The 19,130-nt window shown below is 69.4% G+C and carries 18 protein-coding genes; 6 read left to right on the top strand and 12 right to left on the bottom strand.

Translation table 11 applies throughout. The annotated features are described in order from the left end of the window. Positions 1-154: 154 nt before the first annotated feature. Positions 155-1,549, top strand: a complete 1,395-nt coding sequence (locus GXW71_RS13530; protein WP_367617302.1) for an MFS transporter — start codon at positions 155-157, stop codon at positions 1,547-1,549. A gap of 77 nt (positions 1,550-1,626) precedes the next feature. On the opposite strand, the gene GXW71_RS13525 is transcribed toward GXW71_RS13530, so the two are convergent. From GXW71_RS13525 to GXW71_RS13500, 6 genes are all read right to left on the bottom strand, one after another. Further along, positions 1,627-2,580, bottom strand: coding sequence for a hypothetical protein (locus GXW71_RS13525; protein WP_211853047.1), 954 nt, complete (start codon positions 2,578-2,580; stop codon positions 1,627-1,629). Between the two features lie 45 nt (positions 2,581-2,625). Further along, positions 2,626-3,996 (bottom strand): MmgE/PrpD family protein, encoded by a 1,371-nt coding sequence (locus GXW71_RS13520; protein ID WP_211853046.1) that lies wholly within the window; start codon positions 3,994-3,996, stop codon positions 2,626-2,628. A gap of 4 nt (positions 3,997-4,000) precedes the next feature. Further along, complete coding sequence (locus tag GXW71_RS13515; protein WP_211853045.1) at positions 4,001-4,969, bottom strand: hydroxyacid dehydrogenase; 969 nt, start codon at positions 4,967-4,969, stop codon at positions 4,001-4,003. A 153-nt stretch (positions 4,970-5,122) separates the two neighbouring features. After that, entirely contained in the window at positions 5,123-6,109 is a 987-nt protein-coding gene (locus GXW71_RS13510) for a tripartite tricarboxylate transporter substrate binding protein (RefSeq protein ID WP_211853044.1), read from the bottom strand. Between the two features lie 26 nt (positions 6,110-6,135). Further along, entirely contained in the window at positions 6,136-6,741 is a 606-nt protein-coding gene (locus GXW71_RS13505; RefSeq protein WP_211853043.1) for a thiamine pyrophosphate-dependent enzyme, read from the bottom strand. A gap of 3 nt (positions 6,742-6,744) precedes the next feature. Continuing rightward, the gene (locus GXW71_RS13500) at positions 6,745-7,296 is read right to left on the bottom strand and encodes a thiamine pyrophosphate-binding protein (RefSeq protein WP_211853042.1); all 552 of its coding nucleotides are present in this window, start codon (positions 7,294-7,296) and stop codon (positions 6,745-6,747) included. 81 nt (positions 7,297-7,377) lie between these two features. On the opposite strand from GXW71_RS13500, the gene GXW71_RS13495 reads away from it, so the two are divergent. The 3 genes from GXW71_RS13495 to arfB are packed head-to-tail and all read left to right on the top strand — an operon-like array spanning position 7,378 to position 9,895. Further along, positions 7,378-8,745: an ethanolamine ammonia-lyase subunit EutB gene (locus GXW71_RS13495; RefSeq protein ID WP_211853041.1), complete on the top strand. Its 1,368-nt coding sequence runs from the start codon at positions 7,378-7,380 to the stop codon at positions 8,743-8,745. Further along, positions 8,742-9,476 carry an ethanolamine ammonia-lyase subunit EutC gene (eutC, locus tag GXW71_RS13490; protein WP_211853040.1) on the top strand — a complete coding sequence of 245 codons (735 nt, stop codon included), beginning with the start codon at positions 8,742-8,744 and terminating at the stop codon, positions 9,474-9,476. Before GXW71_RS13495 ends, eutC begins: the two co-directional genes overlap by 4 nt. Further along, positions 9,473-9,895, top strand: a complete 423-nt coding sequence (gene arfB, locus GXW71_RS13485; RefSeq protein ID WP_211853039.1) for an alternative ribosome rescue aminoacyl-tRNA hydrolase ArfB — start codon at positions 9,473-9,475, stop codon at positions 9,893-9,895. The genes eutC and arfB overlap by 4 nt, the downstream gene beginning before the upstream one ends. Before the next feature lie 98 nt (positions 9,896-9,993). On the opposite strand, the gene GXW71_RS13480 is transcribed toward arfB, so the two are convergent. Further along, a complete protein-coding gene (locus GXW71_RS13480; protein ID WP_211853038.1) occupies positions 9,994-10,743 on the bottom strand; it encodes an SDR family NAD(P)-dependent oxidoreductase in 750 nt (249 codons plus the stop codon). Between the two features lie 233 nt (positions 10,744-10,976). On the opposite strand from GXW71_RS13480, the gene GXW71_RS13475 reads away from it, so the two are divergent. Further along, the gene (locus GXW71_RS13475; protein WP_211853037.1) at positions 10,977-12,368 is read left to right on the top strand and encodes a methyl-accepting chemotaxis protein; all 1,392 of its coding nucleotides are present in this window, start codon (positions 10,977-10,979) and stop codon (positions 12,366-12,368) included. A 7-nt stretch (positions 12,369-12,375) separates the two neighbouring features. Here GXW71_RS13475 and urtE read toward each other — a convergent pair whose 3' ends face one another. From urtE to urtA, 5 genes are read right to left on the bottom strand one after another with little or no spacing between them, the layout of a single operon-like run. After that, positions 12,376-13,068, bottom strand: a complete 693-nt coding sequence (gene urtE, locus GXW71_RS13470; protein WP_211853036.1) for an urea ABC transporter ATP-binding subunit UrtE — start codon at positions 13,066-13,068, stop codon at positions 12,376-12,378. A 3-nt stretch (positions 13,069-13,071) separates the two neighbouring features. Further along, the gene (gene urtD / locus GXW71_RS13465) at positions 13,072-13,812 is read right to left on the bottom strand and encodes an urea ABC transporter ATP-binding protein UrtD (RefSeq protein WP_211853035.1); all 741 of its coding nucleotides are present in this window, start codon (positions 13,810-13,812) and stop codon (positions 13,072-13,074) included. After that, positions 13,809-14,900, bottom strand: coding sequence for an urea ABC transporter permease subunit UrtC (gene urtC, locus GXW71_RS13460; RefSeq protein WP_211853034.1), 1,092 nt, complete (start codon positions 14,898-14,900; stop codon positions 13,809-13,811). Before urtC ends, urtD begins: the two co-directional genes overlap by 4 nt. Then, positions 14,897-16,462, bottom strand: coding sequence for an urea ABC transporter permease subunit UrtB (urtB, locus tag GXW71_RS13455; RefSeq protein ID WP_211853033.1), 1,566 nt, complete (start codon positions 16,460-16,462; stop codon positions 14,897-14,899). The genes urtC and urtB overlap by 4 nt, the downstream gene beginning before the upstream one ends. A 55-nt stretch (positions 16,463-16,517) precedes the next feature. Further along, positions 16,518-17,765, bottom strand: a complete 1,248-nt coding sequence (gene urtA / locus GXW71_RS13450; protein ID WP_211853032.1) for an urea ABC transporter substrate-binding protein — start codon at positions 17,763-17,765, stop codon at positions 16,518-16,520. Positions 17,766-18,046: 281 nt separating this feature from the next. Between urtA and GXW71_RS13445 the strand changes: the two genes are divergently transcribed. Beyond that, positions 18,047-19,048 (top strand): asparaginase, encoded by a 1,002-nt coding sequence (locus GXW71_RS13445; protein WP_211853031.1) that lies wholly within the window; start codon positions 18,047-18,049, stop codon positions 19,046-19,048. Positions 19,049-19,130 lie beyond the last annotated feature (82 nt).

Raw genomic sequence — 19,130 nt, 5'->3', positions numbered from 1 at the left:
TTCATGAAGTTTGCTCAATATACCCTGCCCGCCATGGCGGGCCTGCCGCCACGGCCTAAATGACATCCCGATGCAAATGGCGAAATCGGGGGAAGCGATGGGCTCGCAGGGCTCCTTGATCGGTGTGGCGGCAATCGCCGCGGAAGCCGCTCGCGTGGCCCGGCCACGCCACCTCCCCACAGCGTCGGAGATCGGCGCGCGGCTCGATCGCCTGCCGGCGACGCGCCACGTGTGGTTCCTGATCATCTGCCTCTCGCTCGGCGGCTTCTTCGAATTCTATGATCTCTTCTTCACCGGCTATGTGGCGCCCGGCCTGTTCCGCGAAGGCATATTGACGCCAACCACGCCGGGCCTGTTCGGCACCTCGGGCATCGCCAGCTTCATCGCCGCGCTCTTCGCCGGTCTCTTCATTGGCACGATGGTGTTCGGCTTCGTCGCGGACCGCTTCGGCCGCCGCGCGATCTTCACCTTTTCGCTGCTGGCCTACACCATCTGCAGCGTCGCCATGGCCTTCCAGACCACCGCCTTCGGGCTGAACCTGTGGCGCTTCCTCGCCGGCGTCGGAATCGGCGTGGAACTGGTGACGATCGACACCTATATCTCGGAACTGGCGCCCATCGAGCTGCGTGGCCGCGCCTTCGCGGTGAACCAGGCCATCCAATTCTCGGCAGTGCCGGTGATCGCCTTCCTCGCCTATGCGCTGGTGCCGCTCGATCCTCTCGGCCTCCCCGGCTGGCGCTGGCTGGTGCTGATCGGCGCCGTCTCCGCCCTGTTCGTATGGTGGCTCCGGCGCGCCGTGCCGGAAAGCCCGCGCTGGCTCGCGGCCCATGGCCGGCTCGAGGAAGCGGAACGCATCACCGCCGCGCTGGAGCGTCGCGTGCAGGCGGAATACGGCAAGGCCCTGCCGCCGCCGCTGCCGCATCCGGCACCGCCTCCGGGGCGCGGCCGCTTCCTGGAGATGTTCAGCGGCGTCTACCGCAACCGCACGATCATGCTGGTGATCTTCAACATCTTCCAGACGGTCGGCTTCTATGGCTTCGCCAATTGGGTGCCGACCCTGCTGATCAGCCAGGGCGTCGATGTCACCCGCAGCCTGGAATACACCTTCATCATCGCGATCGCCTCGCCCTTCGGCCCGGCGCTCGGCTATCTGCTGGCCGACAGGGCGGAGCGGAAATGGCAGATCGTCGCCGCGGCGGCCGGAATCGCGATCTTCGGCCTGTGCTTCGCTGGCGCGCGCGGCGGGGTGCCGCTGATCATCTTCGGCGTGCTGCTGACACTCGCCAGCAACCTGCTCTCCTACGCCTTCCATGCCTATCAGCCGGAACTCTACCCGACCCGCATCCGCGCCATGGCGGTCGGCTTCGTCTATTCCTGGAGCCGGCTCTCGGCGGTGTTCACCGCCTTCGTGATCGCTTTCTTCCTCGGCCGTTTCGGCACCACGGGCGTGTTCACCCTCATCGCCGGCAGCATGCTGATCGTCGCACTGGCGATCGCCCTGATGGGACCGCGCACGCGCGACCTGCCGCTGGAGCGGATCTCGCAGTGAAGCCTGTGGCTTTGGAGCATTGTGTTTTGCCGAGCAGATTCACGCCTCCGGGCGATGCCGCCCTCCGGCGATCTGCTCTACCGTTCCGGTAGGCGCCTGGCCTTGATCAGGGGCCGCAGCAACAGCGGCGACAGATAGATCGGAAACTGGCAGAGCGAGAAATAGAGCCAGGTCGTGCTGGGAAGCGCGCCGCCCACCGCCGCGACCATCAGGCCCATGTTCCGCTGCGAAGCCATAATCCCGAGGGAGAGGGCATCGATCCGGCCCGCCCAGCGGAAAAGCAAGGCCGTTCCCAGCAGGAGCGCCGCGAAGACGGCGAAGGCCAGCACCGTCATCCCAGCGAAGACGATCGGGTCGGCCCAGGCCATGACGGCCACGTCCCCCATGACGGCGGCGACGAAGACCAGCAGTACGAGGATATTGACCCCGTTCACCGCATCCCGGTGCCGCTCTATGGCCGCCACGCCGATCAGGCGGCGAAGGACCAGCGCGAGCAACACGGATCCGGTGAGGATGGCGCCGAGACGCGTCCCGAGTGCCGTGGGCGAGACTGCCAGCGCCTCGCCGAGCAGCAACTGCGTCAGGACCGGCGCGACGAATGGGAGTAGCACCGTTCCCGTGACGAGGGTGATGAGGACGAGCGTGGCGTCCAGCCCCATCAGTGCGGCGAGGCTCGGAGCCGCCATCATGGGCGAGGCGAGGCCCTGGAGCATCAGCCCGAGGAAGAGGCCCGGATCCTTCTCCCGCAGCCCCGCCAGCCCGGCCAGGGCATGGAAGATCAGCGGCACGCCAAGCGCGGTCCAGGCCGTTGCGGCCAGGATGAGGCCCGGCCTGCGAAGATGCGCACGCAGCCTTGCCACGTCGAGCTGGAGGAAGGAGAGCACCAGCAGGAGGAAGACCGCTTCCGCCAACCAAGGCCGCACCAGGCGGCCGAGCGGGGGAAAGGCGATGCCGATCAGCACGAGTGCTGCCAGCGCGCGTGGCCCCTGGCGGCCGAGCGAGGCCAATCCTTCGAGCGATGCGGTGAACATCGCGGAGGATCGCCCTTTCAGCCGCTTTCCGTGCAGCCGCCGCCGCTACTCCGCCGCCCGCGGGACAGGCGCGCTCAACAGTGGCACCGCGCCTGGAAGATCGGCGCCCTGCCAGAGCTGGGTCAGCACCGCCTTCGCCGCCGCTTCGCCGACCGCCGGCGCGCTCAGCTCCATAAATTTGTCGGAGAGATCGTCATCGGAGAGACGCGCATCGGGGTCGCCCTTACGGGTCGGCTGGTGGCGGGCCAGCACGCGGCCGTCGGCCAGCGTGATCGTCACCTTGGCGCTGCGCGCATTCGGGAAGGCTGCCTCGCAGTCCGGGTCGATCGCGACCGTGACCTTCGGCATCAGCGCGCGGATCGCGGGATCGGCCAGGCGCTCCGGCTCGAAGGCCGAAAGCCGCACGCCGCCATGCAGCAGCATGGTCGCGACCGTGAATTGGGTCGAGAAGCGGCAATCCTGCTCGGTCCGCGCATTCGGGCGGTCGCAGACATCCTTGGTGGCGCGGTAGCCGCCGACCGCGACGCCGGTGACCTCGGCCGCCTTGAACCCATTCTCCCGCTGCAGGTCACGCACCGCATCGAGGGCGGCGAAGATATGCCCGCAGCAGCCATGGTTCTTGAAGGTCATGTCGGTGATGGCGAAAGGCTTGCCGATATTGGCCAGCGACTTCTCCCATTTGCCGGTGTCCTCGCTGGTCGCGGCCGCGAAGCCGGCCGGCCCGTGCAGCACGTCCAGCGCGCCAGTCATGCCATGCGCCGCCGCCATCGCCGCCATGGCGCCGGCTTCCGCGGCATGGCCCGGGTGCAGCGGCTTGCTCATGCCCTCGCCGCGGAAGGCCTGCTGCAGCCCGCTCGCCATAGTGGCGGCGGTCGCGATCGCATGCGCGATACGCTCGGCGTCGGAGCCGAGAAGGATGGAAACGGCGGCGGCGGCGCCGAAATTTCCGATGGTGCCGGTGGTGTGCCAGAACCGGTAATGGCTCGGCTGCACCGCGACGCCGATGCGGCAGCCGACCTCATAGCCGCCGGCGATGGCGCGCAGCAAGCTCGCCATGCCCACGCGCTTCGACTGCGCCATGGCGAGTGCGGCCGCGATGGTCGGGCAGCCAGGATGGTAGACCGCATAGCGGTAGATGTCGTCGAACTCGACGGTATGGCTGGCGGTGCCGTTGATCAGCGCGGCATGCCGCACCGGCACGCGCTTGCCGGTGACGTAGCAGACCGCGCCGCCGCCGCCCCGCGTCTCATCCTCGAGCGCCGCCGCCATCAAGGTGGCGGGCGCGCGGGATGCGCCGGAGAGCACATTGGCGAACCAGTCGACCAGGGCGCGCCGGGCGTGGTGCTCGATCTCCGGGGTCAGGGGGGCGTCGTGCCAGGTGGCCGCATGCTCGGCCAGGACGAGAAGCGGGTTCATGGCTTCAATTCCTCCGCGGCAGAGTTTCGGGGTTCACGACACTATCGGGATCGAGCCGCCCGGCGAAGCATTGCAGCACGCTTTCCGCGCAACTCATCGCCATCCGCCGCATGCTCTCCGCCGTGCCGGCGGCGGAATGGGGCGTCAGGATGACGTTCGGAAGCTCGGCCAGCCCGATCCGGGTCTGCACCGGCTCCTCGTAGAAGACGTCGAGCCCTGCGGCCGCGAGCTGGCCGGATTTCAGCGCCGCCACCAACGCATCCTCCACCACCAGCGTGCCGCGCGCGGTGTTGATCAGGATGGCGCCGGGCTTCATCTTCGCCAGGAAGGCCGCATCCACCATGTTCCGCGTCTCGGCGTTGGACGGCAGGTGCAGGGTCACCACATCGGCGGCTGCGAGCGCCTCATCCATGTCGGTCACCGGCTCATGGCCCAGGCCGCGGATGGTGTTGCGCGGCATCCTGGGGTCGCTGACCAGGATCTTCATGTCGAAGGCGGCGGCGCGCTTCGCCACGCGGCTGCCGATGCGCCCGAAGCCGAAGATCAGCAGGGTGCGGCCCGCCAGGTCGAAGGTCGGCAGCTCCGGCACCGCGCCCCAGATGGGCTTGCGCATGTTCGCGTCGTAGCCGGTGGCGCGGCGCGCGACGGAGAGCATCAGCATCATCGCATGCTCGGCGACGCTGACGGCATTGGCTTCCGGCGTGATGGTCAGCGGGATGCCGCGCTCGGTCAGCGCCGGCACATCGACCGCGTCATAGCCCACGCCATGGCGGGCAACGAGGCGGAGGTTCGGCGCGGCGGCGATCACCTCCCGCGTGATCGGGGTCAGGCGGACGATGATCGCCTCGGCCTTCGGCAGCGCCGCCGCGCGCGCGGCGGCACTGTCCTCCGGGATCTCGACGGTGCAGCCCGCGTCGTGCAGCGCCTGGATGGCATCGGGGTGGATCGGTCGCATGCAGACGACGTGCGGCATCTCAATTCCTCATATTTGCGGCCTTGATCGTAAGCACGATCAAGGCCCCCTCAAACGCCGGGCGGGGCGCATCCGCGCCCCTTGGCTTCGCCGGACTGCCGGCGGCGCCCATTCGGGCGCTCGGCACGAGTGAAGTACTCGTGCCGTTGACTATCATTCGGCGCTGGCACCGGAGATCCGCACGAGCTCGGCCCATTTCGGGATCTCGGCGGCGATGAAGCTGGCGAATTCCTCGGGCCCGCTGCCGACCGGCTCGCTGCCCTGCTGGGCCAGGCGGTCGCGCATCTCGGCGGTGCGGAGCGCGGCCTGGGTCTCCTGCGCGATGCGACGCACCGCGTCGGCCGGTGTGCCAGTGGGCGCCAGCAGCCCGTTCCACAGCGCGACCTCGTAGCCCGGCAAGGTCTCGGCGACCGTCGGCGTCTCCGGCAGCAGGGGGGAGCGGCGCAGCGTGGTGACGGCAAGCGCGCGCAGGCGATTGGCGCGCACATGTTCGATCACCTCGACCAGCGGGCTCGCCATGAACTGGATCTTGTCGCCAAGCAGGTCGGCCACCGCCGGCGCGCCGCCACGATAGGGCACGTGCTGGACCTCGATCCCGGCCCTGGAGGTGAAGAGCGCCGCGGCAAGATGCTGGGAGGTGCCGGGGCCGGCGCTGCCGTAATTCAGCCTGCCCGGCCGTGTCTTGGCCAGGGCCACCAGCTCCGTCAGGCTCCCCGCCGGCACGTCCGGATGCGCGACGAACAGGTTCGGGATGAAAGCGATCTGGCTGATCGGGGCGAAATCGCGCAGCGGGTGAAAGGGCAGGTTGCGGTAGAGCGCCGGATTGGTGGCATGGGTCGAACTGGTCGAGAACAGCAGCGTATGCCCATCAGGCGCCGCGCGGGCGACCGCTTCGGCGCCGATATTGCCGCCGGCGCCGGCGCGGTTCTCCACCACCACCGGCTGGCCGAGGCGTTGGCCGAGCGCCTCGGCCACCAGCCGTGCGGTGACGTCGGTGCTGCCGCCCGCCGCGAAGGGCACGATCAGGCGCACCGGACGCTGCGGCGCCCAATCCCCCTCGCGGCAGGTCCGGCAGGCAGGCTGCGCCAGGGCGGGAAGGGGGGCAGCCGCCAGGACCGCCAGAAGACCACGACGACGCATCGGACGCCCCCCTTTCTTCTCGTTGTTCAGGCCAGGTGCGCGGCCGGCCCCATCACCGCTTCCCGCATCCGCGCCTGCAGGAAGGCGCCTTCGCGCGGCGGCAGCACCAGCGGCAGGCTCGTTTCATCGATCTTGGCGAGCGCGAAGAGCGGCCCGCCGCCGGCGTGGATCGCGGCGCGGAGCCCCGGTACCTCCTCCGGCCGGGTCACCAGCAGGGTGCGGGCGAAGCCGGCGCCCTTGGCCATGGCGACCAGGTCGACACCGTGCTTCGTCGCCGTCTCCTGCATGCCGGTCTCGCCGTAATGCTCGTTGTCCTGCACGAGGATGGAGAGATTGGCCGGGCGCTGCACCGCGATGGTGGCCAGGGCGCCGACGCCCATCAGCATCTCCCCATCGCCGGTGATCACCAGCACCTTACGGCTGGGCTGCGCCAGCGCCAGGCCGAGGCCGATCATCGCCGCGCCGCCCATGCCGCCCCAGAGCGGCAGGTTCTCGGGCCGATCACCGACCGCGGTGATGTCCCAGGCCGGGGCGCCGAGCCCTGCGATGACCAGCATGTCGCCGCGATCCTCGAGGACCGCCTTCACCAGCTCCCGCCGGTGCAGCTTGCCGGACTTGCCGAGTGCGACCATGGGTCAGTCCTTCCCAAAAGTTTTGGCGCCGATGATGCGTTGCCCGATCAGGGTCGCGGTCGGGCGGAAGGTGTTGAAGGCCATGCGGATCGTCGCATCGACGGTGGGCGCGATATCCTCCGGCGTGTCGGCGCGCTTCACCAGCGTGCCCATCGCCTCCAGCACCGCCTGGGTCGCGTTGCCCATGGAGATTTGGGCCGGGTTGAACTCCCCGAAATCGCCGCGCATGGTCACGATCATCGGCATCGGCGTGCGGTGGATGTGCGAGAGCGACAGCATGTTGATGCAGTTGCCGACGCCGCTGCTCTGCATCAGCAGCACGCCGCGGTCGCCGCCGAGCCAGGCGCCGGCGAGCATGGCGACGCCCTCTTCCTCGGTCGTCAGGGTCACGACCTTCATCGTGTTGTCGGCGAGGCAGCGACGGATCAACCGGGAATGCCCGGCATCCGGCACCAGCGCCACCTGGCGGATATTGTGCAGCTTGAGCAGGTCGTAGATCCGGTCGGGCCAGTCTTCGGCCGCGCCCGGACGCGTTTCTGGGGCGTCTCGGTCCATGGTTTCCTCGCTTCGCGGCCGAAGCATCGGCCGGTACGGCGATGCTGGCAAGACGCGCCGGCCCGCGTCATTCTCACTTGCATGGGCTACGCGCACGACATCGGCGGCACGCGTTACCGCTTCGGGGACCTCGCGGCGCTGCTGGCGCGCGCCACGCCGCCGCGCTCCGGCGACACGCTGGCCGGCGTCGCGGCGGCGAGTGCGGCGGAGCGGGTGGCGGCGCAGCGGGCACTCGCCGAGCTGCCGCTGAAGACCTTCCTGGCCGAGGCGGTGATCCCCTATGAGGCGGATGAGGTCACGCGACTGATCCAGGATCGCCATGACTTGGGCGCCTTCGCACCGGTCGCGCATCTGACCGTCGGCGGCTTCCGCGACTGGCTGCTGGGGGAGGGCGCGGACAGTGCCGCGCTCGCGGCGTTGCGACCTGGCCTGACGCCGGAGATGGTGGCGGCGGTCAGCAAGATCATGCGCATCGCCGATCTGGTGACGGTTGCCGCGAAATGCCGGGTGACGACGCGCTTCCGCAACACCATCGGGCTGCCGGGCACGCTCTCGATCCGATTGCAGCCGAACCACCCGACCGACGATCCCCGCGGCGTCGCGGCCTCCGTGCTGGATGGGCTGCTGCTCGGCGCCGGGGATGCGGTGATCGGCGTCAATCCCGCGACCGACAATGTCGAGGCAGTGATGCGGCTACTTGAGATGCTCGACATGGTGCGCACCCGCTTCGCGATCCCGACGCAGAGCTGCGTGCTGTCCCATGTCACCACGACCATGCTGGCGATGGAGCGCGGCGCGCCAGTCGATCTGGTGTTCCAGTCGGTCGGCGGGACGGAAGGTGCGAACCGCAGCTTCGGCGTCTCGCTCGCGCTGCTCAAGGAAGCACGGGAGGCGGCGCTGGCGCTGAATCGCGGCACGCTCGGGCAGGACGTGATGTATTTCGAGACGGGGCAGGGCAGCGCCCTCTCGGCGGAGGCGCATCACGGCGTCGACCAGCAGACGCTGGAGGCGCGGGCCTATGCGGTGGCGCGGGAATTCTCGCCGCTGCTGGTCAATTCGGTGGTGGGCTTCATCGGCCCGGAATACCTCTTCGACGGCAAGCAGATCATCCGCGCGGGGATCGAGGACCATTTCTGCGGCAAGCTGCTCGGCCTGCCGATGGGCGTCGACATCTGCTACACCAACCATGCCGAAGCCGACCAGGACGACATGGACACCTTGCTGACGCTGCTCGGCGTCGCCGGCGTCACCTACATCATGGGCGTGCCGGGGGCGGATGACGTGATGCTGGCCTATCAATCGACCTCCTTCCATGACGGGCTCTATGCACGTGCGGTGCTGGGCAAGACGCCGGCCCCGGAATTCGCGGCCTGGCTGGATCGCATGGGCATCGGCCGAGGGGAGGCGATCCCGCCCGCGCTGTCGCCGGCGCTGATCGGGCTCGGATGACGGCCCCGACCCGCTGGCAGGATTTGCGGCGCTTCACCCAGGCCCGGGTCGGGCTCGGCCGCACCGGGCATGCCGTGCCGACCGCGGCGCATCTCGACTTCCAAGAAGCGCATGCCCGGGCACGGGATGCGGTATGGTCCGCCTTCGATGGCGATCGGCTCGCAGCCGAATGCGCCGGGCTCGGAGTGCCGGTGCTGCGCGTCGCCAGTCTCGCGCGTGACCGGCGCGAGTTCCTGCTGCGCCCCGATCTTGGCCGCCGCATCGCGGAGGCGGATGCGACACGGCTGGCTGGCGAGGCCGCGTCCGGCCGTATTGTGCTGGTGGTCGCCGACGGGCTCTGCGCCGAAGGTGTGCAGCGCCATGCGCCGGCGCTGCTCGCGCGCCTAGTTCCGGTGATCGATGTCGGCGCGATCGTGGTGGCGGAACAGGCGCGCGTCGCGCTCGGCGATGCGGTGGGGGAGGCGCTCGATGCCGCCGCCGTCGTGGTGCTGATCGGGGAACGGCCGGGGCTGTCCGCCACGGACAGCATGGGCGCCTACATCACCTGGGCGCCGCGCCGCGGGCGCACGGATGCGGAACGCAACTGCATCAGCAATATCCGCCCGGCCGGCCTCGGCTTCGGCGATGCGGCGGCCAAGCTCCTCTGGCTGCTCGGCGCCGCCCGGGCGCTCGGCGCGACAGGTGTCGCGCTGAAGGACGAGATGCCGGCGGGCATCCTGCCCACGCCATGATCCGCGTCACCGCCCGCATCAGCCTCGATCCGCGCGAGATCGAGGAGCGTTTCCTGCGCGCCTCCGGCCCCGGCGGCCAGAACGTCAACAAGGTGGAGACGGCGGTCGAGCTGCGTTTCGACGTGCTCAACTCGCCGAGCCTATCGGGCGCCGTGAAGGCGCGGCTGGCGACGCTCGCTGGGCGGCGGATGACCAAGGAAGGCGTGCTGGTCATCAACGCCCAGCGTCATCGCACGCAGGACCGCAACCGAGAGGATGCGCTGGAACGCCTGCTGGACCTGATCCGCGAAGCCGCCACCCCGCCACCGCCGCCGCGCCGGCCGACCAAGCCCACCAAGGGATCGCAGCGCCGGCGCATGGACAGCAAGACCAAGCGTGGCGCCGTGAAGAAGCTGCGCGGGCCCTCGGTCGAGGATTGAGCGTGATGATTTGAGGCGGAATCGCCGAAAAGTCTGAATCACGCGATCAAACAAAGGGCCAGAGCATGATGCGTGAGCGCTTGCGAGCGCATCATGCTCTAGCTCAGCAACTGCCCGCCATCGACGACGATGGTCTGCCCGGTCACCCAGCGTGCGAGGGGGGAGGCAAGGAACATCGCGACATCCGCGACCTCCTCCGCTTCGCCCATGCGGCCGAAGGGGATGCGGGCCAGGGTATTGGCATAGAGCGGCTCGCCGGCGAGCCGCCGCTGTTCCCAGGAGCCGCCGGGGAATTCGATGGAACCCGGCGCCACCGCATTCACCCGCACGCCGTCGGGGGCGAAGGCCGCCGCCTGGCTCTGGGTGTAGTTGATCAGCAGGGCCTTCACCGCGGCATAGGCGGGCGTGCGGAGCGAGGGCTTGTAGCCGGAGATGGAACTGACATTGACGATGCTGCCGCGCGAGAGCTTGAGGTAGGGCGCGGCGGCGCGGCTGGCGCGCACCGTCGCCATCACATCGACCGAAAGCCCCGCCGCCCAGCCTTCCTCGGTATCCGGCCCACCGAAGCCGGAGGCGTTGTTGACCAGCACATCGATGCCGCCGAGCGCATCCGCCGCCGCCGCGACCCAGGCATTGACCTGCTCGCCGTCGCCGAGGTCGCAGGCGGTCGCGGCCGCGCGGACGCCGAGGGCCGCGATTTCCTCCCAGGTTGCGTCCAGCGGGCCCTGGCTGCGCGCGCAGATCGCGACATCGGCGCCCGCCCGCGCGAAACCGAGTGCGATGGCGCGGCCGATGCCGCGGCTGCCGCCGGCGACCAGGACGCGCTTGCCGGTGAATTCGAAGGACATGAGCAACCCCGTTCCGTGACGCCGCCCACCCTAGAGCAGATCGCCGGAGGGCGGAATCGCCCACAGACGTGAATCTGCTCGTCAAAACAAAGGGCTAGAGCATCTGAAGTGAGCCCGAGCGCACGGAGATTGCGCTGGCCGATGCGCCTGCGTTCACGAAGCGTTCGGCTCCATAAGCCCTTTGCTAACCACGCCATGCGCATGCTGTCCGCACCGATCAGTACGGGGAAATAATGTCGTCCGAGCCATCACCGACGGCCCTCGCCGCCGCGGCGCAGGGCATTGGCAGTGTTTCGGTGGAAACCGCGGATGTGGCAGCGATCGTGGAGAGCCTGACGGCGGCCATGGCGCGGCGGGCGAGCAGCGCCGTGTCGCTGTCACGGGAGGCAGCGGCGATCGCGGCGGCCAGCACCAGCATCGCCGAGGGTAGTGAGCGCGCGGACCGGCTGATGATCGAGGCACGAGCTGCGAGCGATGGGCTGGCGCAGGACGCCGGCACTGCCGCTGCCGCCGCCGGGCGTGTCGTGGCGGCGGCGTCCGGGCAGCGGCAGCGCTGCGAGGAGCTTGATCGCAGCCTGGTCGATGTCTCCGCGGTGGCACAGTCCATTGATGGCATCGCCCGGCAGACCAACCTCCTGGCGCTGAACGCCACCATCGAGGCGGCGCGCGCCGGCGAGGCTGGCAAGGGCTTCGCCGTGGTGGCCGGCGAGGTCAAGGCGCTGGCGGAAGGCGCCCGCAATGCCGCCGCGCGTATCGCGCAGACAGTGGTGCTGCTGCGCGAGGTGGCGGCGGATCTCGCGAAGGCGGCGGCCGGCAACCTGCGCGAGGCGGAAGCCGCCAGCGCTGCGGGCGAGCGTATCCGCAGCGGCGCGGACGCGCTGTCGGGGCGCTGCGCGGAGGCGGCCGGCGACATTGCGCGCATCGCCGCTGATGCGCGTCGGACCGGTGAGGCGGTCGCGGCCATGGGCGCGACTTGCGAAGCCGATGGCGTCGAGACGGGTGAGGCGGCGAGCGCGCTGGCGCGCGCCGCGGAGCGCTGCGAACGGCTGCGCGCCCTGGGCGAGAAGGCGATGGAAGGCTTGGCCGAATCCGGCATCGAGACACCCGACACGCCCTTCATTACCGCGGCGAAGACCGCGGCGGCGGAGATCGGCGCGGCCCTCGAGGCGGCGATCGCGGCTGGCGAGATCAGCGAGGCGGCGCTGTTCGATGCGACCTATCGGCCGATTCCAGGGACCGATCCGCAGCAGATGATGGCACCCTGCACGGCGCTGACGGACCGGCTGCTGCCCGCCATCCAGGAGCCACTGCTGGCGCTCGATCCGCGCGTGGTCTTTGCCGCGGCGGTGGACCGCAATGGTTACCTGCCGACGCACAACACGAAATTCAGTCAGCGGCAGCGGCCGGGCGAGACCGCCTGGAACACGGCGAATGCGCGCAACCGCCGCATCTTCGCCGACCGCGTCGGGCTGGCGGCGGCAGAGAGCACGCGGCCCTTCCTGCTGCAGGCCTATCGCCGCGACATGGGTGGTGGGGTCTTCGCGCTAATGAAGGATTGTTCGGCGCCGATCACGGTGCGCGGCCGCCATTGGGGTGGGCTGCGGCTGGCCTATCGGGCAGAGTAACGCGACATTACACCGTCAGCAGCTTCCGCACCGCCTCCTCGTCCAGATCCTTGGCCGGTCCGGCGAGCGCCATCTCGCCCCGCACCATAACGGCGATGAAATCCGCGAGGTCGCGGGCGAACTCGAAATACTGTTCCACCAGCACCACCGCCATGCCGCGATCCCTGGCCAGATAGGCGATGACCCGGGCGATATCCTTGATGACGTTGGGTTGAATGCCCTCGGTCGGCTCGTCGAGGATCAGCAGCCGCGGCTGTGCCGTGAGCGCCCGCGCGATCGCGAGCTGCTGCTGCTGCCCACCGGAGAGGTCGCCGCCGCGCCGGCGCAGGAACTGGCGCAGGATCGGGAACAGGTCGAAGATCTCGGCCGGCACGATGGCGCCGCGCGGCGCCGCGGCCAGCGCCGTCTGCAGATTCTCCTGCACGGTCAGAAAGGGGAAGATCTCCCGCCCTTGCGGCACATAGCCGATGCCGGCGCGGGCGCGCTCGGCCGGCGGCACCGCGATGATGTCGCGCCCTTCCCAGGTGATTCGACCCTTCTGTGCCCGCTCCAGCCCGACGATCGACCGCATGAGCGAGGATTTGCCGACGCCGTTGCGCCCCAGCACGCAGGTGATGCGGCCGGGCTCCGCCATTAGGTCGACGCCGCGCAGGCAGAGGCTGGCGCCGTAAGAGAGTTCGAGGCCTTCGACCTGCAGCATATTTCAGCGTCCCAGATAGACTTCGATGACGCGCGGGTCGTTCTGCACCTGGTCGATCGGGCCCTCACTCAGCATCGTGCCCTCATGCAGCACCGTCACCTTGCGACCGAGCGCACGGACGAATTCCAGGTCGTGCTCGACCACGACGACGCTGCGCTCGCCGGCGATGCGGCGCAGCAGGGCGGCAGTATGTTCGGTCTCCTGGTCGGTCATGCCGGCGACCGGCTCGTCCACCAGCAGCAGTTGCGGGTCCTGCATCAGCAGCATGCCGATCTCCAGCCATTGCCGCTGGCCATGGGACAGGATCGCGGCCAGGTCACCGGCGCGGGCGGTGAGGCCGGTTTCCTCCATCACCTGGTCGATGCGGGCCTTGGCCTCCCCGGTCAGGATCCAGCGCAGGCAGGCAAAGGGGCCGCGCGGCGCCTTGAGCGCGAGCTCCAGATTCTCGAAGACGGTCAGCGCATCGAAGACGGTTGGCTTCTGGAACTTGCGGCCGATGCCGAGATTGGCGATGTCGGCCTCATCCATCCGCGTCAGGTCATGATCGCCGAAGCGCACCGTGCCGCTGGTCGGACGGGTCTTGCCGGTGATGACATCCATCATCGTGGTCTTGCCGGCGCCGTTCGGGCCGATCACCGCGCGCATCTCTCCGGGCTCAACCACCAGCGAGAGGTTGTTGAGCGCCCGGAAGCCGTCGAAGACCACCGAGACGCCGTCGAGATAGAGCCGGCCCTTGGTGCTCATGACCGGCGCCCCCGCAGCAGCCCGAGCAGCCCCTTCGGCAGCAGCAGCGTCACCGCGACGAAGAGCCCGCCGAGGGCAAACAGCCAGAGGTCGGGCGCGATCGTCGTCAGCCAGGTCTTCATCGCGTTCACCGAGAAGGCGCCGAGCGCCGCGCCGATCAGCGTGCCGCGGCCGCCGACCGCAACCCAGATCACTGCCTCGATCGAATTGCCTGGGCTGAACTCACCGGGATTGATGATGCCGACCTGCGGCACATAGAGCGCCCCCGCGAGGCCCGAGATCATCGCCGACAACACGAAGACGAAGAGTTTTGCTTGCGTCACCGAGTATCCCAGGAAGCGCACCCGGCTTTCGGCATCGCGCACCGCGATCAGCACCCGTCCGAGCTTGGAGCGGGTGATCCAGGCGCAGAGGAAATAGGTGCCGACCAGGGTCGCGAGGGAGGCGTAGAACAGCGCTGCCCGGGTGCCGCCGGCGTTCAACGGCATGCCCAGCAGCTCCTTGAAATCGGTGAAGCCGTTATTGCCGCCGAAGCCCATGTCGTTGCGGAAGAAGGCGAGCATCAGCGCATAGGTCATCGCCTGGGTGATGATCGAGAAATAGACCCCGGTGATGCGGCTGCGGAAGGCCAGGAAGCCGACCACGCCGGCCAGCACGCCAGGCACGAAGAGCGCCATGAACAGTGCATAGGGGAAGGATTGGAATCCCCACCAGAAGATCGGCAGATCGGTGTAGCCGAGGAAGACCATGAAATCCGGCAGCACCGGATGGCCATAGACGCCGCGCGGCCCGATCAGCCGCATCAGGTGCATGCCGATCGCATAGCCGCCGAGCGCGAAGAAAGCGCCATGCCCGAGGCTGAGCAGCCCCGCATAGCCCCAGGCGAGATCGATCGCGAGCGCCAGGATCGCGTAGCAAATCCATTTGCCGGTGATACTGACCACGAAGTCGGAAATGTGCAGCGCGTGGTCGGCCGGCAGTCGGTTCAGCACCGGCATCAGTGCCAGCAGCAGGATCACCGCGATGGTCGCGGCGCGGAGCCCGAGGCGCAGGCGGGACGGCGTCGGCGTAGCGATGGTGGCGCTCATCCCGCAGCCCTGCCCTTCTGCGGGAAGAGCCCGCGCGGCTTGCGCTGGATGAACAGCATCAGCCCGACCAGCACCGCGACCTTGGCCAGCACCGCGCCGGCATAGGGTTCCAGCAGCTTGTTCACGACGCCGAGCGACAGCGCGCCGACCAGTGTGCCGGCAAGCGATCCGACGCCGCCGAACACCACCACCATGAAGCTGTCGATGATGTAGCCGGTGCCGAGATTGGGCGAGACGTTGTCGATCTGGCTGAGCGCCACGCCCGCCATGCCGGCGATGCCGGAGCCGAAAGCAAAGGTCAGTGCATCGACCCGCCCGGTGCGGATGCCCATGGTCGCGGCGATCCGGCGGTTCTGCGTCACCGCCCGCATCTCCAGCCCGAAGCGGGTGAAGCGGATGGCGGCGATGGTCAGCCCCAGCACCACCAGCGAGAAGACGATCACCCAGAGCCGGTTCTGCGTCACCATCAGCCCGCCGGGCAGTTCCAGCGTGCCCATCATCCAGGCCGGGCTGATCACCTCCCGGTTCTGCGCGCCGAAGGCGAGGCGCACCGCCTGCTGCAGGATCATGCCGACGCCGAAGGTCATCAGCAGCGTCTCCAGCGGCCGGCCATAGAGGTGCCGGATCAGCCCGCGTTCCAGCATGGCGCCGGCGAGGCCGGCGACCAGGAAAGCCGCCGGCACCGCCAGCGGCAGTGACCAGGGCTCCAGCCAGGGAATGCCGCGGCAGGCATCCTGCACCACCACGGTGGCGTAAGCGCCGAGCATGACGAACTCGCCATGCGCCATGTTGATCACGCCCATGACGCCGAAGGTCACGGCGAGGCCGAGGGCGGCCAGCAGCAGCACGGAGCCGAGCGAGAGCCCTTGATACAGCGTCTCCGCCGCGCGCTTCACCGCGATGACGCGGTCGAGGCTGACGAGCGCCGCGTCGATCTCGGGGCCAAGCGCCGGCGTCGCGTTGCGGGCCTCCAGCAGCAGCGCGCGCGCGCCTTCGGTGCCGGCGCCGGCCAGCGCCGCGATGCCCTGGCGCTGCACGGTGGCATCGGCCGCGACCAGGCGCGATGCGGCCAGCGCCAGCGCCATCTGGTCGCGGATGCGCGGCACGCTTTCCCGCGCCAGTGCCGCTTCGAGCAGGGGAATGTTCTCGGCGCTGCGGGTGCGGTACACGGCCTCCGCCGCCGCTGCCCGCTCCGCCGCATCGGGTGAGACCAGGGCCAGGCGCCCGATCGCGCCGCGCAGCGCCACGCGCACGCGATTGTTGATGCGCACCGGCTCGGCCCCCGCCGCGTCGGCCGCGGCGCCGGTGGCGGCCTCGGTCACGCCGGCATCGGCGCGGATCAGCAGGGTGTTGTCGGGCCGCTTCAGCAGCCGCCCGTCGGCAAGCGCGCGGAGCACCGGCAAGGCGCGGGGATCACCGCCGGCGCCGAGGCGTTCCGCGGCTTCCGCCTGCTGGGTGAAGCCGCCGGCGAGGCCGGCGAGGGCATCGAGGAAAGCATCCTGCGCGTGCGCCGGCAGCGATGCGGCGAGAAGCAGGACAATCAGGAACAGAGCGCGGGTCATGCTGTCATCCGGCCCGCGGAGCGTCGCCGCCCCGCGGGTTCAGGCGTCAAAAACCTCAGCCGCGGCGGCGGTTCGCATTCTCCGGGATGAAGGGCGACCAGTTCTCGGCCACGATCGTCGTCGGCGTGCGGGAGACGATGCTGAACTGCCCGTCCGCCTGGATCTCACCGATCATCACCGGCTTGGCCAGATGATGGTTGCGGTGCATCTCCAGCGAATAGCCGCAGGGGGCATCCACCTTCTGGCCATACATCGCCTCACGCACCGCATCGACCGCCGTGCTGTTCGCCTGCGCCACCGCTTGCGCCCACATCTTGAAGCCGACCAGCGTCGCCTCCATCGGGTCGTTGGTCACGCGGCGCGGGTTCTTGATGTAGGCCTGCCAGGTGTTCTTGAACTCGGTGTTGGCGGGCGCCTGTACCGACATGAAGTAGTTCCAGGCGGCCAGATGGCCGACCAGCGGCCGCGCGTCGATGCCGGCCAGCTCCTCCTCGCCGACCGAGAAGGCGACGCAGGGGATATCCTCCGCCTTGATGCCCTGGTTGCCGAGCTCGCGGTAGAAGGGGACGTTCGCATCACCGTTGATGGTGGAGACGATCGCGGTCTTCTTCCCCTGGGCGGCGAAGGTCTTCACCCGACTGACGATGCCCTGCCAGTCGGAATGGCCGAAGGGGGTGTATTCCTCCATGATGTCGGCATCGGTGATGCCCTTGGAGTTCAGGTAGCCGCGCAGAATGCGATTGGTGGTGCGCGGATAGACATAGTCGGTGCCGAGCAGCGCGATGCGCTTCGCCTCGCCACCATCCTTGCCCATCAGGTACTCGACCGCCGGGATCGCCTGCTGGTTCGGCGCCGCGCCGGTGTAGAAGATGCTGCGGCTCTGCTCCTCGCCCTCATACTGCACGGGGTAGAAGAGCAGCCCGTTCAGCTCCTCGAAGACCGGCAGCACGGATTTGCGGGAGACCGAGGTCCAGCAGCCGAAGGTGACATCGACCTTCGCGACCTGCAGCAACTCGCGCGCCTTCTCGGCAAACAGCGGCCAATTGGAGGCGGGGTCGACGACCGCCGCCTCGACCCGCCGGCCGAGGAGGCCGCCACGGCCGTTGATCCACTCGACCATCATCAGCACGGTGTCGCGCAGCGCCGTCTCGCTGATCGCCATGGTGCCGGAGAGGGAGTGCAGCACGCCCACCTTGATCGGCGCGGCCTGGCCGAAGGCGGGGCGGATGGCGGGCATCGCCAGCGCGCCGCCAAGGCCGGCCATCAGGGCGCGGCGCGAGAAGGGGACAAGCGGCTTGGTCATGCGTGCGATCTCCTTGGGCTTCCAGGGTATTCGGCGCGCCAGGCCATGCCGGCCCGGCGCGTCGTCGGTGGTTGCTCGCGGCGTTGCGATATCCATGCCAGCGGCACCCCCCTGCGAATCCATTGCGCGGCTGCACCGCATCGCAGAGATTGAGCGGATCGTGGGCAAAGAGATTAAAATCAGGGCAGCCGGGACGCGGCGCCTGACTCTTTTTTGCGCGCCATGGCGGCGGATGCGGCAGGGTCTCGACAGCATGCGGGCGGCCCCGCACTCTCGGGCGCATGTCGAAGCCCTTCGTCCCGCTTGCTGAAATCCACCGCGGACCCTGCCTCGAAAGCCTCCATCAGGGGGTGGTCGCGGTGGCCGACGCCTCCGGCGCGCTGCTGCTGCGCCGGGGCGATCCGGACTTCGTCACCTTCCCGCGCTCCTCCCTGAAGCCCTTCCAGGCGATCGCCCTGGTCGAGAGCGGCGCCATCGACGCGCTCGGCCTGACCGAGGCGCATATCGCCCTTGCCTGCGCATCCCACCGGGCGGAGGGGTTCCAGGCCGCGATGGTGCGGGACTGGCTGGCGCGGCTCGATCTGCCGGAGACCGCCCTGGTCTGCGGGCCCGACCTGCCGCGCGGGGAAGCCGATCTCGGCGCCGTGCTGCTGGCCGGCGGCGGCCGCTCCCGCGTGTTCCACAACTGCTCCGGCAAGCATTGCGGCTTCCTGACCCTCGCACGCCGTATCGGTGCGCCGGCGGCTGGCTATGACGATCCGGCGCATCCGGCGCAGCGCCTGTTCCTCGAAGCCTTCTCGGAGCTTGTGGGCCGCGACGCCGCGGCGCTGCCGCGCGGCACCGATGGCTGCGGCCTGCCGGCGCTCGCCCTCCCGGTCGTGGACATGGCGCGCGCCGCCGCCCGCTTCGCCGCGGCCGCCGTCGCCAGCGAGACGCGCCGCGCCGCGATCCGCCGCATCCAGGCCGCCATCCGTGCCCATCCCGACCATCTCTCCGGCCAGGACCAGCCGACCAGCCGGATCATCCGTGCGACAGAAGGCCGGGTGCTGCTGAAGAGCGGTGCGGAGGGTTTCAACCTGGCTTTCGTGCCGGAGCGCGGCATCGGCATCGCGATCAAGATGGCCGATGGCGGATCGCGGGCGAAGATGGCGGTGCTGGTCGCGGTGCTGGCGGAGCTCGGCCTGCTCGCGCGCGACGCGGCGCCGGCGCTGATCGAAGCGGTGGAGGACCCCATCCGCGACAGCAATGGGCGCAGCGCCGGGAAGCTGCGGATAACTCTGTAGCGCTGCTGCTCCGCGGCTGGGCAGCCTCTGCCCAGGCCCGTGGCAGGTGATGCGTCTGTCCTTGATGTCATCGAAGCGCAAT

Origin of the sequence: Plastoroseomonas hellenica, assembly GCF_018129085.1 — a bacterium.
In the GTDB taxonomy this organism is placed as follows: domain Bacteria; phylum Pseudomonadota; class Alphaproteobacteria; order Acetobacterales; family Acetobacteraceae; genus Plastoroseomonas; species Plastoroseomonas hellenica.
This window is presented reverse-complemented; position numbering and strand designations above follow the sequence as displayed.

What these genes read in the sequence shown, in the direction of transcription:
- arfB (WP_211853039.1), top strand. Translation starts at nt 9,473, where the DNA reads ATGATCCGCGTCACCGCCCGCATCAGCCTCGATCCGCGCGAGATCGAG.
- GXW71_RS13510 (WP_211853044.1), bottom strand. Translation starts at nt 6,109, where the DNA reads ATGCGTCGTCGTGGTCTTCTGGCGGTCCTGGCGGCTGCCCCCCTTCCC.
- GXW71_RS13515 (WP_211853045.1), bottom strand. Translation starts at nt 4,969, where the DNA reads ATGCCGCACGTCGTCTGCATGCGACCGATCCACCCCGATGCCATCCAG.
- urtC (WP_211853034.1), bottom strand. Translation starts at nt 14,900, where the DNA reads ATGAGCGCCACCATCGCTACGCCGACGCCGTCCCGCCTGCGCCTCGGG.
- GXW71_RS13500 (WP_211853042.1), bottom strand. Translation starts at nt 7,296, where the DNA reads ATGGACCGAGACGCCCCAGAAACGCGTCCGGGCGCGGCCGAAGACTGG.
- GXW71_RS13505 (WP_211853043.1), bottom strand. Translation starts at nt 6,741, where the DNA reads ATGGTCGCACTCGGCAAGTCCGGCAAGCTGCACCGGCGGGAGCTGGTG.
- GXW71_RS13480 (WP_211853038.1), bottom strand. Translation starts at nt 10,743, where the DNA reads ATGTCCTTCGAATTCACCGGCAAGCGCGTCCTGGTCGCCGGCGGCAGC.
- GXW71_RS13525 (WP_211853047.1), bottom strand. Translation starts at nt 2,580, where the DNA reads ATGTTCACCGCATCGCTCGAAGGATTGGCCTCGCTCGGCCGCCAGGGG.
- GXW71_RS13475 (WP_211853037.1), top strand. Translation starts at nt 10,977, where the DNA reads ATGTCGTCCGAGCCATCACCGACGGCCCTCGCCGCCGCGGCGCAGGGC.
- eutC (WP_211853040.1), top strand. Translation starts at nt 8,742, where the DNA reads ATGACGGCCCCGACCCGCTGGCAGGATTTGCGGCGCTTCACCCAGGCC.
- GXW71_RS13445 (WP_211853031.1), top strand. Translation starts at nt 18,047, where the DNA reads ATGTCGAAGCCCTTCGTCCCGCTTGCTGAAATCCACCGCGGACCCTGC.
- urtA (WP_211853032.1), bottom strand. Translation starts at nt 17,765, where the DNA reads ATGACCAAGCCGCTTGTCCCCTTCTCGCGCCGCGCCCTGATGGCCGGC.
- GXW71_RS13520 (WP_211853046.1), bottom strand. Translation starts at nt 3,996, where the DNA reads ATGAACCCGCTTCTCGTCCTGGCCGAGCATGCGGCCACCTGGCACGAC.
- urtD (WP_211853035.1), bottom strand. Translation starts at nt 13,812, where the DNA reads ATGAGCACCAAGGGCCGGCTCTATCTCGACGGCGTCTCGGTGGTCTTC.
- urtE (WP_211853036.1), bottom strand. Translation starts at nt 13,068, where the DNA reads ATGCTGCAGGTCGAAGGCCTCGAACTCTCTTACGGCGCCAGCCTCTGC.
- urtB (WP_211853033.1), bottom strand. Translation starts at nt 16,462, where the DNA reads ATGACCCGCGCTCTGTTCCTGATTGTCCTGCTTCTCGCCGCATCGCTG.
- GXW71_RS13495 (WP_211853041.1), top strand. Translation starts at nt 7,378, where the DNA reads ATGGGCTACGCGCACGACATCGGCGGCACGCGTTACCGCTTCGGGGAC.